The organism is Curtobacterium sp. Curtsp22 (assembly GCF_059492135.1).
The window spans coordinates 3,676,465-3,691,152 of sequence record NZ_CP168519.1; the positions used below are offsets into that span (position 1 = coordinate 3,676,465).

Here is a 14,688-nt window from a genome sequence, read left to right on the forward strand (position 1 = left end):
CGACGGCGGGGTCGGTTGGAGGACCCCCACGGTTCCTGCCCGTAGATTTGCTGCATGTCCACACCTGCGTCGTCGACGTTCCCGCTGAGCCGAACCGTCGTCGAGGCCGCGGGCGCGGTGCTCACCGAGCCGGTGACGACCGGGTCGACGAACGCCGACCTGCTCGCCCTCGCGACGACGCAGCCGCACGGCAGCGTCGTGGCGACGCTCGACCAGACCGCGGGTCGCGGCCGCCTCGACCGGACCTGGTCGGCGCCCGCCGGCCAGACGCTCGCGGCGAGCGTGCTCGTCCGCGCGGACCTCGACGACCGCGACCGCGGGTGGCTGCCGCTCGTCGCCGGCGCCGCGATGCGCGACGCGATCGTCGCCGTGCTCCACGGTCCGGAGCGTGTCGCGGTGAAGTGGCCCAACGACGTCCAGATCGACGGCCGCAAGGTCTGCGGCATCCTCTGCCAGGTCGCCGCCGACGGCAGTGTCGTCGTCGGCGCCGGCGTGAACCTGACCATCCCCGCCGACCGGCTCCCGACGCCGACGGCGACCTCGCTCGCGGTCGCGGGCGCGACGGGCTCGGCACCGGACCTCGCCGACCGTGTGCTGTCCGCGTTCCTCCGCGCGGTCCAGGAGGCCGTGGTCGCCCTGGTCGCCGGCGGTGCGGCCGCGGACGGGGTCCGGACCCACGTCCGGTCGGCCTGCGGCACGATCGGGCAGCGGGTGCGCCTCGAGCTGCCGGACGGCACCACCTCGGAGGGGGACGCGACCGGCATCGACGACGACGGCGGGATCACGATCCGGGATCGAGCGGGCGTCTCCAGGGGCGTCGCCGTGGGGGACGTCACCCACCTGCGGTATGCATGACGGCATGACCGACGAGCCGCCGCCCGAACGCGTGGTCGCGCGGCTGCGTCCGCACGCTCGTCGGCTCGTGCGCCCCGCGGTGTTCGTGGTGCTCGTCATGCTCGCCGGCGGGTTCGGCTTCGGAGTGTTCCGGGCGCAGCTCGCCTGGCTGAACGCGGTCGTCGCCGGTCTCGTGGTGCTCCTCGTGTTCCTCGGCGGCGCGATGCCGCTGTTCCGCTGGATGTCGGAGCGCTACGTGGTGACCACCAGGCGCCTCGTCGTCGTGCACGGACTCGGCACGCGCACCCGGCGGGAGCTGCTGCACTCGCGGGGCTACGACGTGACGGTGCGTCGCCGCGGCCTGCAGGGGGTCTTCCGGTCCGGCGACGTCCTCGTGTTCCCCGGCGACGAGCCGGCCCTGGTGCTCGGCGACGTGCCGCACGCGGACCTCGTCGTGGCGGTCCTGCACGACCTCGTCGAGGCGCACGAGGCCCGGCGACGGCACCGCGAACCCGACTGGGACGAGATCGTCGGCGGGGCGGATCGCCCGCGATGGGGCGACGTCAGACCCTGACGATGTCTCGACAGCGGGCGGTGCGGACGAGAACTGCGCCGAGGTTCCGGTACCGTCTTCCCGTGCGTATCTCTGTCATCGGCTGCGGTTACCTCGGTGCCGTGCACGCCGCCTCCATGGCCAAGCTCGGGCACGAAGTCGTCGCAGTCGACGTCGACCCGGTCAAGATCGAGCGGCTCGCCGCGGGTGAGGCTCCCTTCTTCGAGCCCGGTCTCCCCGAGATCCTGAGCGATGCGCTGGCCTCCGGCCGCATCCGCTTCACCACCGACATGGCCGAGGTCGCCGGTGCGCGCGTGCACTTCCTCGCCGTCGGCACGCCGCAGGGGCCGACCGGCGCCGCGGACCTCACCTACGTCGACGCCGCCGTCGCCGCGCTCACCCCGCACCTCGCCGCCGGCGAGTTCGTCGTCGGCAAGTCGACGGTCCCCGTCGGCACGGCCGCGCGCCTCGCCGCCGAGGTGTCCGAGGCGGTCCCCGGTGCGACGCTCGTCTGGAACCCCGAGTTCCTCCGCGAGGGCTTCGCGGTGCAGGACACGATCAGCCCGGACCGGTTCGTCTACGGCGTGCCCGACGGCGACGCCGGACAGGCCGCCGTCGAGGCCCTCGACGAGGTCTACGCCGAGGCCCTGGCGAGCGGTACGCCCCGGCTCGTGGTCAACCTGCCCACGGCCGAGCTCGTGAAGATCAGCGCGAACGCGTTCCTCGCGACGAAGATCTCGTTCATCAACTCGATGGCCGAGATCGCCGAGGTCGTCGGTGCCGACGTCACGGCGCTCGCCGACGCGATCGGCCACGACGCCCGCATCGGCCGAAAGTTCCTCAACGCCGGCCTCGGCTTCGGCGGCGGCTGCCTGCCGAAGGACATCCGGGCGTTCCAGGCGCGGGCGGACGAGCTCGGCGTCGGGGAGTCCCTGGCGTTCCTGGCCGACGTCGACGCCACGAACCTCCGTCGCCGCGCGCACGTCGTCGAGCTCGCGCAGGAGCTCCTCGGCGGGGCCGTCGCGGGCAAGCGCGTCGCCGTGCTCGGCCTGGCCTTCAAGCCGAACTCCGACGACGTCCGTGACTCGCCGGCGCTCGACATCGCCGCCCGGCTGCTGGGTCTCGGCGCCTCGGTCGCCGCGTACGACCCGGAAGCCGTCGTCACGGCGCGCCGCGTGCACCCCGAGCTCGACTACACCGAGAGCGCGACCGATGCCCTGCGTGACGCCGACCTCGTGCTGGTCCTCACCGAGTGGACCGAGTTCCGCGAGCTCGACCCGGCCGTGGCCGCCTCGCTCGTGGCGACGCCCGTCGTGATCGACGGGCGCAACTGCCTCGACCGCGACGCCTGGACGGCTGCCGGCTTCACCTACCGCGGCATGGGCCGCTGAACACCGCGCAGGGGAGCAGCATGACGATCGACGACGCCGTGACGACCGAGGAGCCGGTCGTCGACGCTCCCGTGGAGCACCGACGCCGCTTCGGGGCCTTCCACGAAGGACGGCGCCCGTCGCGGGTGTCCCTGCTCGCGAACGGTGCGCTGCTCCTCGTCGCCTCGCTGCTCGTCGCCGTGATCGCGTTCCGCACGCGGCTCGAGATGACGAACATCGACGGCATCTCGTACATGTCGATCGCGAAGCAGTACGCCGAGTGGCACTGGGCGGACGCCGTGAACGGCTACTGGTCGCCGATGGTGTCCTGGCTGATGGCGCCCTTCATCGCCGTCGGTGTCGGGCAGACCACGGCCTTCGCGATCGTGAACACGCTGTCCTGCGTCGCCGTGATGGCGATGGGGGCGTGGCTGCTGCTCCGGACGACCGGCAACGGCTGGACCGCTGCGTGGTCGATCGCCGCGACGGCCCCGCTCCTGATGGCGAACGTCAGCCTGCAGACCCCGGACACCCTCGTGCTCGTGTGGTGCCTCGGGTTCCTCTGGGCCCTGCTCGCTGCCGACCGCGCCTGGCACGGCTCGGTGCGACGGATCGTGCTCACCGCGGTGCTGCTCGGCGCCGTGTGCGCGTTCGGGTACTTCACGAAGGCGTTCCTCGTCCCGGTGTTCCTCGTGGTGGTGCCGGTGTGGGCGGTCGTCCGCTGGTTCCAGGACCGTCCCGAGGCCCGCGAGCGCCGGTCCGTCCTGCTGCCCGTCGTGGCCCTCGTCGCCGTGGTCCTCGTCTCCGCGCCGTGGGTCATCGCCCTGTCGGTGAAGTTCGGCGGCATCGAGGTCGGCTCGTCGCTGACCGTGAACGTCTCCGGCAAGTTCAGCGACACGTCGAGCACCGACGGCGACGAGTACCGCATCGCGACGCCGCCGAACGCCCGTGCGGTGTCGCCGAACGAGGACCGCACGCCGTCGATCTACGACGCCGGGATCCTCGAGGCCGAGCGCACGCTTCCCGCGGTGCCGCAGCCGGGCGCCGAGGCCGCTCCGACCGAGAGCCACACCACGACCCTCGTCGGCAAGGTGCGGTACTACGTCGAGCAGCGACTCGAGGCATTGCCGTACTATTTCAACCGCATCGGGTCGTTCGCGCCGTTCGCGCTCGCGATCGGCGTCGTCTTCGTCGGCGCGGTCGTGGCGGGCGTCGTGCACTACCGCCGGTTCGTCTTCGCGAGCATCGTCGGCATCTTCTCCGGGGTGTACCTGCTCGGGTACGCGGGCATCGCGACGGTGGACACGCAGGGCGGCAACGCCCGCTACTACCTCCCGCTCTTCATCGGGTCGGTCCTGATCGCCGGTGCGCTCCTGCCCGCGTTCTGGCGGGCGGCTCGTCGGGGACGTCGTGTGCGGCAGGTCGTCGCCGTGGCCGCGTGCGCCGTCCTGATCGTCGCCGCGTACAGCCAGAACGTCAACGGTGTGAAGGCGCCCTTCTCGACGATGGGCACGCGCCCGTCGGGCATCCCCGTCGGGCAGGTGTTCGGCGGGGTCATCACGCCGGACGAACCGCTCCCGGACCTGCTGCTGGCCAACCACACGCTGCCCGCCGGCAGCACGATCCTCGGGACGAACACCCGGGACGCCACGCTCGTCGCGTTCCGCACCGGCACGCAGATGTACGGCGAACCGGGCCAGGAGTACGACTACCAGGACCCGTCGTTCGTCGCGCTGCTCAAGAAGTCGGGCGTGCAGTACTTCCTGAACTACACGAACGCCCTCATCCCGAAGGACCGGGACTACTCGGCGATCGGCACGCTCGAGGACAGCTTCACCGTCCAGCAGACGTGCCAGGACATCCGGTCCGCGCCGGTCCAGGCCTGCCGGGTCGACGTCGTCAAGGTGTCGGGGAACTGACCTCGGTCGGCGTGCTGCGGGTCGGGGTGAACCACACCCGCAGCACGCCGCCCGTCACGCCGACCGCGACGAGCAGCGCGACGACCGCGACCACGGCGAACGGCACCGGGCCCCACGACTCGTAGCGGGCGATGCTCGCGGCCGAGAGCGGTCCGGTCGCGGCGTTCCAGAACCACCCGGCGGCGACCGCGAGGCCCCAGAGCCCGATGGCCGGGAGCACCACGGCCAGCACCCGGGGCAGCACGGCCGTCCCGCGTCCGGGCAGGGGCAGTCGCCGCCACGCCACGGCGCTCAGCACGACGAGGCAGAGCAGCGCCGAGAACAGGTAGCGGCCCTGCGTGCCCGCGACCTCGGTCGTGTCGAGGTAGGCCTTCGCGCTGCTCGCGGTCTGCAGGAGCAGCAGGAGCGCCGGGAACACCGCGAGGGTCCACGCGGTGCGCCGGGTCCGGCCACGGCGGAACGCCCAGCCGACGAGCACGAGGAGCGCGACGAGCGTCAGGACCGCTGTGAGGAGGTCGCCGACGCTCACCTGCGCGCGCTGCCCCGGGGAACCCCAGAAGGTCCGGGCGAGGGTGCCCCAGCTGACGTCGAGGAAGTGCCACACCGAGGGGCCCTGGCCGTCGGGGAACGGGCGGTCCGGACGGATCGCGGCGTAGCCGTCCGGCTGCAGGGTCCGGAACAGCCAGAGGTTGCGCAGCCACCACCAGGCGCCGATCACCGCGGCGACGCCGAGGGCGACGGCGGCGCGGAGGACGCGACGGCGGAACGGGACGACACCCGCACCGGCGACGAGGGTCGCGACCGCGACGAACGGCACCGCCGGCAGCCCCGTGCCCTTCGTCCAGACGAGCAGTCCGAGCGCGACCCCGAGCCCGACGAGCGTCCGGCGCCGCAGGTCCCCGGTGAGGAGCCGCGTCGCGAGCCACACCACGACGCCGCCGAGCAGGAACGTCAGGGCGTCGTTCGTCACGGAGGCCCCGATCGACGCCAGCTGCGGCGTCGCGAACAGCGCGAGTGCGCCCATCAGGCCCGCCCTCGGCGACCGGGTGACCCGCCGGACCGATGCCCACGCGAGGAGTGCGAGCGGCGTCACGAGCAGCGCGTCCACAAGTCGGAGCGCGACGAGGGCGTGGTCCCAGCGGAGCGAGCCGTAGTGCAGCACGCGGAGCACGACGGCGTCCACCACGTAGGCCGTCGGCGGGTGCTGCGTCATCTGGTCGACCGTCGTGGAGTCGCCGGGGTGCGCCGCGAGCAGCTCGCTCACGGTCGACCACGTCGAGGAGTCGCCGGCGACCTGTTCGCGTTGCGCGGCCTGCACGGCGTTCGACACGTGCAACGTCCCCGGTGCCGGCCAACCGGACCCGGTGGCGACGTGCACGGCGGCGTCGAGGTGTGCGGGCTCGTCCGGCGCCTGGAACGCCGGCACGACGATCGCCCAGAGCACCAGCCAGAGCCCGAACACCGCCGTCAGGACGGCGACCCACAGCACCTCGCTCCGCGAGACGACGGGGTGCGGTTCGGACTGCATCGAGCGGACTCCCGGGGTCGGCGACGCCACCCGTGTCGGTGGCGCGTCGAGCCTACTGGCCCACGACCTCGGAACCGGTGGTGGAGCCCGTCGTCTCGGCGGCGGGTACGGCCCGGTCGTGTCCGCGCTCGGGGTGGTACACCCACACCTTGTAGAGCCAGAAGCGGAACACCGTGCCGAGCACGAGTCCGATCACGTTGCCCGAGATGTTGTCCGCCAACGCCGAGGTCAGCCCGAGCACGTAGTGCGAGATGCCCAGGCAGCCGAGTGAGATGACCATGCCGCCGAGCGACACGACGACGAACTCGATGCCCTCACGCGTGGCCACCGCCCGCCGCTGCTCGCGGAACGTCCAGTAGCGGTTGCCCATCCAGTTGACGAAGATGGCCACGATCGTCGAGACGACCTTCGCCCAGAACGGCCCGGAGTGCACCTCGTCCGGACTGAGCACCGTCGCCCGCAGCACGTTGAAGATGCCGGTGTCGACGACGAACCCCACCGCGCCGACGACGCCGAAGCGTGCCAGTTGGGCCACCAGTCGCCGCACGGTCTCTCCCGGGTCCGTAGAGTTGTCGCTGGTCGTGCTCACGAGGGCCGACCCGCAGGTCGCACAGGACGGCGACCCGAACAGCGATTCTAGACAGCGCGTTCTCGCCGGACGGTGTGAACGACGGAAGGAACACACAGCATGGCGTTGCGCGTCGGGGTCATCGGTGGGGGACAGCTGGCACGGATGATGGTGCCGGCCGCGGTCGAGCTCGGTCTCGACATCCGGGTGCTGGCCGAGGGCCCGGGCATGTCGGCGGCCATCGCGGCCACCGCCGAGGGGGACTACCACGACGCCGCGACCGTGCTCGCCTTCGCGCGGGACGTCGACGTCGTCACCTTCGACCACGAGCACGTGCCGCAGGACGTCCTCCGTGCCCTCGTCGACGCCGGCGTCGCCGTGCACCCCGGCCCGGAGCCGCTCGCCGTCGCGCAGGACAAGATCACCATGCGCACGCGCCTGTCCGAGCTCGGGCTGCCGGTGCCGGACTGGGCCGCCGTGCACGACCCCGACGAGCTGCAGGCGTTCCTCGACGACCACGGTGGACGTGCCGTCGTGAAGACCGCCCGTGGCGGGTACGACGGCAAGGGCGTCCGAGTGGTCACCGACCCGGCCGACGTCGCCGACTGGTTCATCGCCGTCGCCGAGGCCGGCGGCGAGCAGGCGCTGCTCGTCGAGGAACTCGTGCCGTTCACCCGCGAGCTCGCGCAGTCCGTCGCCCGACGCCCCTCCGGCGAGGTCGTCGCCTGGCCGCTCGTCGAGACCGTGCAGCGCGACGGCGTCTGCGCCGAGGTCTTCGCCCCCGCCCCCGACAGCGCCGGACGCATCGCCGACATGGCCGAGGACATCGCCGTGCGGATCGCGACGGAGCTCGGCGTCACAGGTGTGCTCGCGGTGGAGCTGTTCCAGACCGACGACGAGCGCATCCTCATCAACGAGCTCGCCATGCGCCCGCACAACACCGGTCACTGGACGATCGACGGCGCCACGACGAGCCAGTTCGAGCAGCACCTGCGTGCCGTACTCGACCTGCCGCTCGGTGCCACCGGGTCGTTCGCCCCGGCCGCGGTCATGATCAACGTGCTCGGCGGTCCGGCGGACGGCGACCTCGCGGCGCGGTACCCGGGTGCGCTCGAGGCCTTCCCCGAGGCCAAGTACCACTTCTACGGCAAGGCTCCCCGGCCGGGTCGCAAGATCGGGCACGTGACCGTCATCGGCGACGACCTCGACGACGTCACGTACCGCGCCCGGTCCGCAGCGGCCCACTTCGACGACTGAGGCCGCGGTCCGCTCGGACGGTCCGCAGAAGGGCGGACACCCGGTCGGGTGGCACCCGATCTGGCGTGTGTACCCCCGCCCGTGCGCGTGCTCCCATGGACGGGTCAGGGATCCACCGTCCACAGGGAGTACGTCATGCGCCGCGCCAGTGTGTTCGCCACCACGGGAGCGGTGAGCGCCTTCGTGGCGCTCGCCGCGGGAGCGCTCACGCCGACCACCGCCGTCGCGGCGACGAGCGCCGCCACGATCCGTGCGGCCGCTGCGTCGTCCCTCTACGCCTCCGGTCCCTACCGTTCCGACACGAGCGAGGCGGCGAAGCAGGCGACCGCCCTCGCGACGAGCGACCCGAGCGGCGCGGCCGCGGCGAAGACGATCGCGCAGTACCCGGTCGCGATCTGGCTCGGGGACTGGACGCAGGGGGCGACCCTGACGCGGACGATCGACTCCGCGATCGCGGGTGCCGAGCGCACCGGCACGACCGCGGTCTTCGTGACGTACGCGATCCCGCAGCGTGACTGCGGCGGGTACTCCGCCGGCGGCTTCGACGAGGCGACCTACGACGCGTGGGTCGACCAGATCGTCGCCCGGGTCGCCGGGCACCGGGCGGCCGTGATCGTCGAGCCGGACTCCCTCGCGATGCTCAGCAACAGCGCGTGCAGCGAGACCCTCGACGCCCAGCGGTACCGCATCCTCGCCCGCGAGGTCGCTGCCTTCACGGCGGCGGGCGTGCCGGCCTACCTCGACGCGGGGAACTCGAACTGGGTCCCGCCGGCGGTGATGGCGTCCCGGCTGAACAGCGCCGGGGTCCAGCGCGCGCGGGGCTTCTTCACGAACGTCGCGAACTACTACCCGACCGCGCAGGAGCAGGCCTACGCCGAGAAGGTCTCCGCGGCGACGGGCGGGTCCCACTACGTGATCGACACCTCCCGGAACGGCCAGGGCTGGCGCGGCACCTGGTGCAACGGTCCGGGCTCCGGGCTCGGCACCTCGCCGCGGGTGGTGTCGGACGGTTCGGCCCTCGACGCGCTGCTGTGGGTGAAGACCCCCGGTGCGAGCGACGGCACGTGCAACGGCGGGCCGGCGGCGGGGAAGTGGTGGTCCGCGTTCGCGAAGTCCCTCGTGGCGAACGCGCGACTCGGGACGCCGGTCGCCACGGCCGCTCCCGCCCGGAAGGCCCCGTCCGTCGCCCCGACGGCACACCGGGACTCGGTCGCGTCCACGGCGAAGCGGCGCGTCACGGTGTCGGGGTGGACGTTCGACCGCGACGACCTCACGAAGCCGGTCACCGTGCGCGTCACGGTCGGCGGGAAGGTGGTGGGGACCGCCACGGCGGACGCCTCGCGGCCGGACGTCGACCGGGTGCACCGGGTCGGGCGGAACCACGGGTTCCGGGCGACCGTGGCGGTGTCGAGCGGGAAGCGGAGCGTGTGCCTGACGGCGGTCGGGATCGGCCGGGGCGGGGACACCTCGATGGGGTGCACGACCGTCACGGTCCGCTGACGCCACCGGATCGCGGGAGGATGGGCGCATGCCGCGTGATCTCGTCCGCCGTGCCGCCCGTCGACTCCGTCGCTCCCTGACCGGGGCGGGGTCGGCCCCGGTCACGGAACCCGTGCGACTGCCGGTCCTCGGCTACGTCGTGGCCGGGGGCGGTGGGGCGCACCCCGCCTCGGCCCACGTGCGGGTCGTCCGTCGCACCGAGCACGTCGCGCGCACCGGTGCGGCCGAGGTCCGGCAGGTCGACCCCGCCGCGTTCGTCGACGGGACCGACACGACCGACTACCGGGCCGTCCTCGTGCAGCGGGACGCCCTGCCGCGGGACCTCGTGGCACCCTTCCTGGCCGCTGCCGCCGAGCGGGGGACCCGGACCGCCGCCGAGGTCGACGACGACTTCTTCACGGACTCCGGCCGCGACCGTCTGGCCCGGGCCGAGTACGACCCGGACCGGCTGGCCTCGATCGACGCCCTCGTGCGCGGCGCCGACCTCGTGGTCGTCAGCACCGAGGAGCTCGCAGCGCTCGTGCGGCCGCTCGCGCACCGGGTCGTGGTGGTCCGGAACGCCCTGGACCCGACGATCTGGACCCCGGGCGAGCCGGCCGCCGACGACGTTCGCCCCGCCGACGAGCACCGGGTGCTCTACATGGGGACGCTCACGCACGGCGCCGACCTCGAGCTGCTCCGGGACGTCTTCACGGACCTGACCGCACCCGACGGCACGCCGATCCGCCTCGAGGTGATCGGCGTGACCGAGGACGCCGACGATCCCGGCTGGTACCGCCGCGTCGAGGTGCCGGACGGCCACTACCCGGCGTTCGCCCGCTGGCTCGTCGACCACCGGCAGCGCTGGCGCGCAGGCGTCGCTCCGCTGCGGGACGAGGAGTTCAACCGGGCGAAGAGCGACCTCAAGGCGCTCGAGTACACCGCGCTCGGGCTCCCCGCGGTCGTCTCCGACCGGCCGTCCTACCGGGATGCGCGCGGGCACGGCGTCGTGGCCGTGCCGGACGACGTCGGTGCCTGGCGCGACGCGGTCCGGAGCGCCGTCGCCTCCGGGTCCGCCGACGCCGTGGCCGCCCGCTGGGTCCGCGACGAACGGACGATCGGCGACGACGGGGACGCCTGGCGGTCCGCCCTGCTCGACTAGGCTCGTCGCGTGACCGACACCGCAGCCCCCGTCCAGCCGCTCGTCTCGATCATCATGGGGTCGGACTCCGACTGGCCGACGATGCGCGCCGCGGCGGACATGCTGACCGAACTCGGCATCCCGTTCGAGGCCGACGTCGTGTCCGCCCACCGCACGCCCGACAAGATGACGCGGTTCGCCCGCGGCGCCGCTGCCCGGGGCATCCGCGTGGTCATCGCCGGCGCCGGTGGGGCGGCGCACCTGCCGGGCATGGTGGCCTCGATGACGACGCTCCCGGTGATCGGCGTGCCCGTGCAGCTCGCGCGCCTCGACGGACTCGACTCGCTGCTGTCCATCGTGCAGATGCCCGCCGGCATCCCGGTGGCGACGATGGCGATCAACGGAGCGGCGAACGCCGGGCTCCTCGCCGCGCGCATCATCGGCTCGGCCGACCCCGCGATCGCGGCGCGCCTCGGCGAGTATGCCGAGGGGCTCGAGCAGCTCGTCGAGGAGAAGGCGCAGCGCCTGCGCGACTCGCTCTAGCCGGCGGCACCCCGGCAGCAAGGACCGACCGCTAGAGGTCGGCGTGCAGCTGCCAGGTCTCGGCAGCCGAGTCCTTCCAGTCGTACATGCGCGCCCGGTCCGGACCCGCGACGGCCAGCTGCCCGGCGAGCAGCGGGTCGTTGACGACCTGGTAGACCGCCTGCGCCAGTCGTTCGGGGTAGGAGTCGCGGGGATCGCGGGCGACCGTCACACCGGCGTCCGAGGCGACCTCGCGCACGGCGTCGTCGTCCGAGTGCACGACCGGCGTGCCGAAGCTCATCGCCTCGATCACGGGGAGCCCGAACCCCTCGGCGAGGCTCGGGAACACGAACACCGTCGCCCGGTCGTACGCCACGGCGAGGTCCTGGTCGTCGATCCGGCCGAGCACCTTCACGCGGTCGCGGGACAACCCTGCGCGCTCCGCGGTGCCGTACACGTCGACGTCGCCCCAGCCGTCCGGGCCGGCGATCACGAGCGGGACGTCGGCGGGGGCGTCCGGGTGTGCCATCGCCTCGATCAGGTACTGCAGGCCCTTCCGGGGTTCGAGCGTGCCGACCGCGAGCACGTAGCGCTCCGGCAGGCCGAGCCGCTCGGCGCGGAGGTCGGCGTCGACGGGGGTCCGCAGCCGCCCGCTCGGCGCGCCGCCGATGACCCGGAGCCGTTCGTCGAAGCGGTGGATGCCGTTCAGCGTGGCCGCGACCGCGTGGGTCGGCACGACGACGGCGTCGGCGTGCTTCCACGCGCGCTTCACCATCGCCCGGTGGAAGTGGACGCCGCGGGGTGTGAGGGTCTCGGGGTGGGTCCACGGCACGGTGTCGTGCACGGTGACCACCGTCTGCCGGCCCGGATCGCTGAACCGGTCGTGCTTGACGAGGGGCGCGAGCACGCTCGGCGAGTGCACCATGCCGCGTCCGACGCCGCCGACGAAGCCGCCCTGCCACGCGAGCGAGAGCTCTCGGCGGGGGAGCGCCAGGCGGTCGAGGTCGCCGAGACCGGGGAGCAGCGTGCGGATGTGCGCGAGCTCGTCCTTGCCGACCGCCGAGACGATGCCGGCGACGTCGGCACCCTCCGGGGCACCCGCGATGAGGTGCCGTGTCAGTTCTTCGGCGTACCGACCGATGCCGCCGGGGACGGGGGCGACGATCTGGTCCACGACGACGTGGAGTGTTGTCATGCGGTGCGCCTCCTCGTGGTGCTGTGGTGCGCACTGCGCGGCCGGAAGCCGACCATATCAGTCCGCGCGGGGAGGGACCGGGGCGCCGGATCGGGGCGTGGCGGCGGCGGTCACGCGGCGGTGCCGGGCGGCGAGGGCGGCCCCGACACCGGCGAGCACGACATCGCCGATCGTCATGAAGACCCGGCTGATGACGGCGAGCGCGAGCGGGGCGGAACCCCCGGCGACGCTGCCGAGCAGGAGCACGAGGATGCCCTCGCGGGGGCCGATGCCGGCGGGGGCGATGACCACGATGAAGCCGACGAGCCAGGCGACGGCGTACGCACCCACGGCCACCGGGAACAGGGTCGGGGAGTCGGCGCCGAAGACCCGGAGCACGACCGTGGCCTGCACGCCGTACGCGATCCACATGACGAGCGACCAGACGAGCGACATGACCGTGCCGGACCAGGTCAGCGTGGTGTCCTGCGGCGGGCGGCGGAGCACCCGGAAGGCGATCGCGATGAGCCGACCGAGCACGGGCGGGGTGAGGCACACCAGGCCGACGACGATCACCGGGATGAGCCACCAGAAGGTCGCGAACCCGGTCGACGAGGCGAGCAGGACGGCGACGATCCCGACGACCGCGGCCGTGACCATGCTGACGAGCATCGAGGCCAGCGCCGCGACCGCGCTGCCGGTGCGCTGCAGTCCGTGCGCACGCCCGAGCTCGGCCTGGGCGGCGATCGACCACACACCGCCGGGGATGTACTTGCCGAGCTGCCCGACGAAGAAGATCGAGGACGCCGCGGCCAGGCGCACCCGGTACCCGCTGGCGGCCATCATCGCGCGCCAGGACAGCATGTTCGCGACGAGGGCGACGATGGTGAAGACGATGCCGACGACCACCGTGAGGGCGTCGAGCCGCACGAAGTCACGGGCGATGTCGTCCCACTGCTTCGCGATGCTCCACACCAGGAACACGACGGCCACGACCGCTGCAGCCCACTTCACGACGGTCAGCACGCGAGCGCGCCGACCGGTCGTCGGCACCGCGCCCGTGGCGACGTCGGAGGAGGTGTCGAGCGGGTCCGGTGACCCTGCGGCCGACCCCGTAGGCTGTTGTGCGTCCATCGACCGACAACTCTAAGGGAGCGCGCTGGATGCGACCCGATCCGGATCCCCGTCCGACCCTCCTCGTCGCCGCGTCGACCTTCCCGGCCGAGGCCGGCGACGGCACGCCCGGCTTCGTCCTCGACCTCGCGACCGCCCTCTCGGACGAGTACCGCGTCGTCGTCGTCGCCCCGATGACGAAGGGCGCCCGCGCGCACCAGCGGATCGGTGACGTCGAGGTCCGTCGGTACGGGTACTTCCCGGCCCGGTGGCGCGACCTGGCGGACGGCGCGATCGTCGACAACCTCAAGGCGAAGAAGTCCCGCTGGCTCCAGGTCCCGTTCTTCTTCGGCTCGATGGCCGCCGCGCTCCGCCGGGAACGCCGGCGCTCGCAGCCCGACGTCGCCCTGCTGCACTGGATCATCCCGCAGGGTGCCGTCGGCCAGCTCGTGCTCGGTGACCTGCCCCGCGTGGTGACCACGCTGGGCGGCGACCTGTACGCCCTGCGCAACCCGGTCCTCCAGCGGGTCAAGCGCTCCGTGATCCGCAGCGCCGCGTCGGTCACCTGCATGAGCACGGACATGGCGCGCGAACTCGGCAAGCTCGGCGCCCGCGACGACCAGGTGCACGTCGTGCCGATGGGCGTCGACCTCGAGCCGATCACCCGCGCGGTGGCGCGGGAGACCCGCGTCCCCGGCCGGGTGCTCTTCGTCGGCCGGCTCGTCGAGAAGAAGGGCGCGATCGTCCTGCTCGACGCCCTCGACCGGATGGCCGAGCAGCCGGCCGAGGTCGCCGTCGTCGGCGACGGTCCGCTCCGCGCGCAGCTCGAGGCCCGGGCCGGGTCCGCCGTCACGTTCCTCGGCGCCCGTGGCAAGGAGGACCTCGCGTCCGAGTACGCCAAGGCCCGCATCGCGCTCTACCCGTCCGTCCCCGCCGCCAACGGCGACCGCGACGGCCTGCCCGTCGCCCTGCTCGAGGCGATGTCCGCCGGGTGCGCGATCGTCGCGTCGGCCGTGCCCGGCATCGTCGACGTCATCGAGGACGGCGTGAACGGCCTGCTCGTCGAGCCCGGCGACGCCGCGGCGCTCGCTGCTGCCGTGGACCGCCTGCTCGCCGACCCCGAGCTCGCCGAGCGGCTCGGCCGTGCAGCGGCCGAGACCGCGGCCGCGCACACCGTGGACGCCGTCGGCGACCGATACCGCGAACTGCTGGCGGACGCGCGCCGCTGAC

13 protein-coding genes are annotated in these 14,688 nt (G+C 73.2%); 9 read left to right on the forward strand and 4 right to left on the reverse strand.

What is annotated here, in order from left to right; genetic code table 11:
* The first annotated feature begins 54 nt into the window (after positions 1-54).
* From ACEN8D_RS17825 to ACEN8D_RS17840, 4 genes are all read left to right on the forward strand, one after another.
* Positions 55-855, forward strand: a complete 801-nt coding sequence (locus ACEN8D_RS17825) for a biotin--[acetyl-CoA-carboxylase] ligase (RefSeq protein ID WP_495601091.1) — start codon at positions 55-57, stop codon at positions 853-855.
* Positions 856-859: 4 nt separating this feature from the next.
* A complete protein-coding gene (locus tag ACEN8D_RS17830) occupies positions 860-1,408 on the forward strand; it encodes a PH domain-containing protein (RefSeq protein WP_070418457.1) in 549 nt (182 codons plus the stop codon).
* A gap of 62 nt (positions 1,409-1,470) precedes the next feature.
* Positions 1,471-2,778 (forward strand): UDP-glucose dehydrogenase family protein, encoded by a 1,308-nt coding sequence (locus tag ACEN8D_RS17835; RefSeq protein WP_413399031.1) that lies wholly within the window; start codon positions 1,471-1,473, stop codon positions 2,776-2,778.
* Positions 2,779-2,798: 20 nt separating this feature from the next.
* Positions 2,799-4,676 (forward strand): glycosyltransferase family protein, encoded by a 1,878-nt coding sequence (locus ACEN8D_RS17840; protein ID WP_413399032.1) that lies wholly within the window; start codon positions 2,799-2,801, stop codon positions 4,674-4,676.
* On the opposite strand, the gene ACEN8D_RS17845 is transcribed toward ACEN8D_RS17840, so the two are convergent.
* Together ACEN8D_RS17845 and ACEN8D_RS17850 are read right to left on the reverse strand one after the other, a co-directional pair.
* On the reverse strand, positions 4,657-6,204 hold the full coding sequence (locus ACEN8D_RS17845; protein ID WP_413399033.1) for a DUF2142 domain-containing protein: 1,548 nt from the start codon (positions 6,202-6,204) through the stop codon (positions 4,657-4,659). The two genes, ACEN8D_RS17840 and ACEN8D_RS17845, sit on opposite strands and share 20 nt — an antisense overlap.
* 52 nt (positions 6,205-6,256) lie before the next feature.
* Positions 6,257-6,739, reverse strand: coding sequence for a GtrA family protein (locus ACEN8D_RS17850; protein WP_309779943.1), 483 nt, complete (start codon positions 6,737-6,739; stop codon positions 6,257-6,259).
* A gap of 153 nt (positions 6,740-6,892) precedes the next feature.
* Between ACEN8D_RS17850 and ACEN8D_RS17855 the strand changes: the two genes are divergently transcribed.
* The 4 genes from ACEN8D_RS17855 to purE all read left to right on the forward strand — a co-directional run bounded on the left by ACEN8D_RS17855 (position 6,893) and on the right by purE (position 11,192).
* Positions 6,893-8,029 carry a 5-(carboxyamino)imidazole ribonucleotide synthase gene (locus tag ACEN8D_RS17855; protein ID WP_070418462.1) on the forward strand — a complete coding sequence of 379 codons (1,137 nt, stop codon included), beginning with the start codon at positions 6,893-6,895 and terminating at the stop codon, positions 8,027-8,029.
* Positions 8,030-8,164: 135 nt separating this feature from the next.
* Positions 8,165-9,529, forward strand: coding sequence for a glycoside hydrolase family 6 protein (locus ACEN8D_RS17860; RefSeq protein ID WP_413461312.1), 1,365 nt, complete (start codon positions 8,165-8,167; stop codon positions 9,527-9,529).
* A 28-nt stretch (positions 9,530-9,557) separates the two neighbouring features.
* Positions 9,558-10,670, forward strand: coding sequence for a glycosyltransferase family protein (locus ACEN8D_RS17865; protein ID WP_309779941.1), 1,113 nt, complete (start codon positions 9,558-9,560; stop codon positions 10,668-10,670).
* Between the two features lie 9 nt (positions 10,671-10,679).
* Positions 10,680-11,192, forward strand: coding sequence for a 5-(carboxyamino)imidazole ribonucleotide mutase (gene purE, locus ACEN8D_RS17870; RefSeq protein WP_071295772.1), 513 nt, complete (start codon positions 10,680-10,682; stop codon positions 11,190-11,192).
* A gap of 31 nt (positions 11,193-11,223) precedes the next feature.
* Here purE and ACEN8D_RS17875 read toward each other — a convergent pair whose 3' ends face one another.
* Both ACEN8D_RS17875 and ACEN8D_RS17880 read right to left on the reverse strand, forming a co-directional pair.
* Positions 11,224-12,366, reverse strand: coding sequence for a glycosyltransferase family 4 protein (locus ACEN8D_RS17875; protein WP_071303777.1), 1,143 nt, complete (start codon positions 12,364-12,366; stop codon positions 11,224-11,226).
* Positions 12,367-12,423: 57 nt separating this feature from the next.
* On the reverse strand, positions 12,424-13,479 hold the full coding sequence (locus ACEN8D_RS17880) for a lysylphosphatidylglycerol synthase transmembrane domain-containing protein (protein WP_083295289.1): 1,056 nt from the start codon (positions 13,477-13,479) through the stop codon (positions 12,424-12,426).
* Positions 13,480-13,508: 29 nt separating this feature from the next.
* On the opposite strand from ACEN8D_RS17880, the gene ACEN8D_RS17885 reads away from it, so the two are divergent.
* Complete coding sequence (locus tag ACEN8D_RS17885) at positions 13,509-14,687, forward strand: glycosyltransferase (protein WP_413399438.1); 1,179 nt, start codon at positions 13,509-13,511, stop codon at positions 14,685-14,687.
* Position 14,688: the final 1 nt, after the last annotated feature.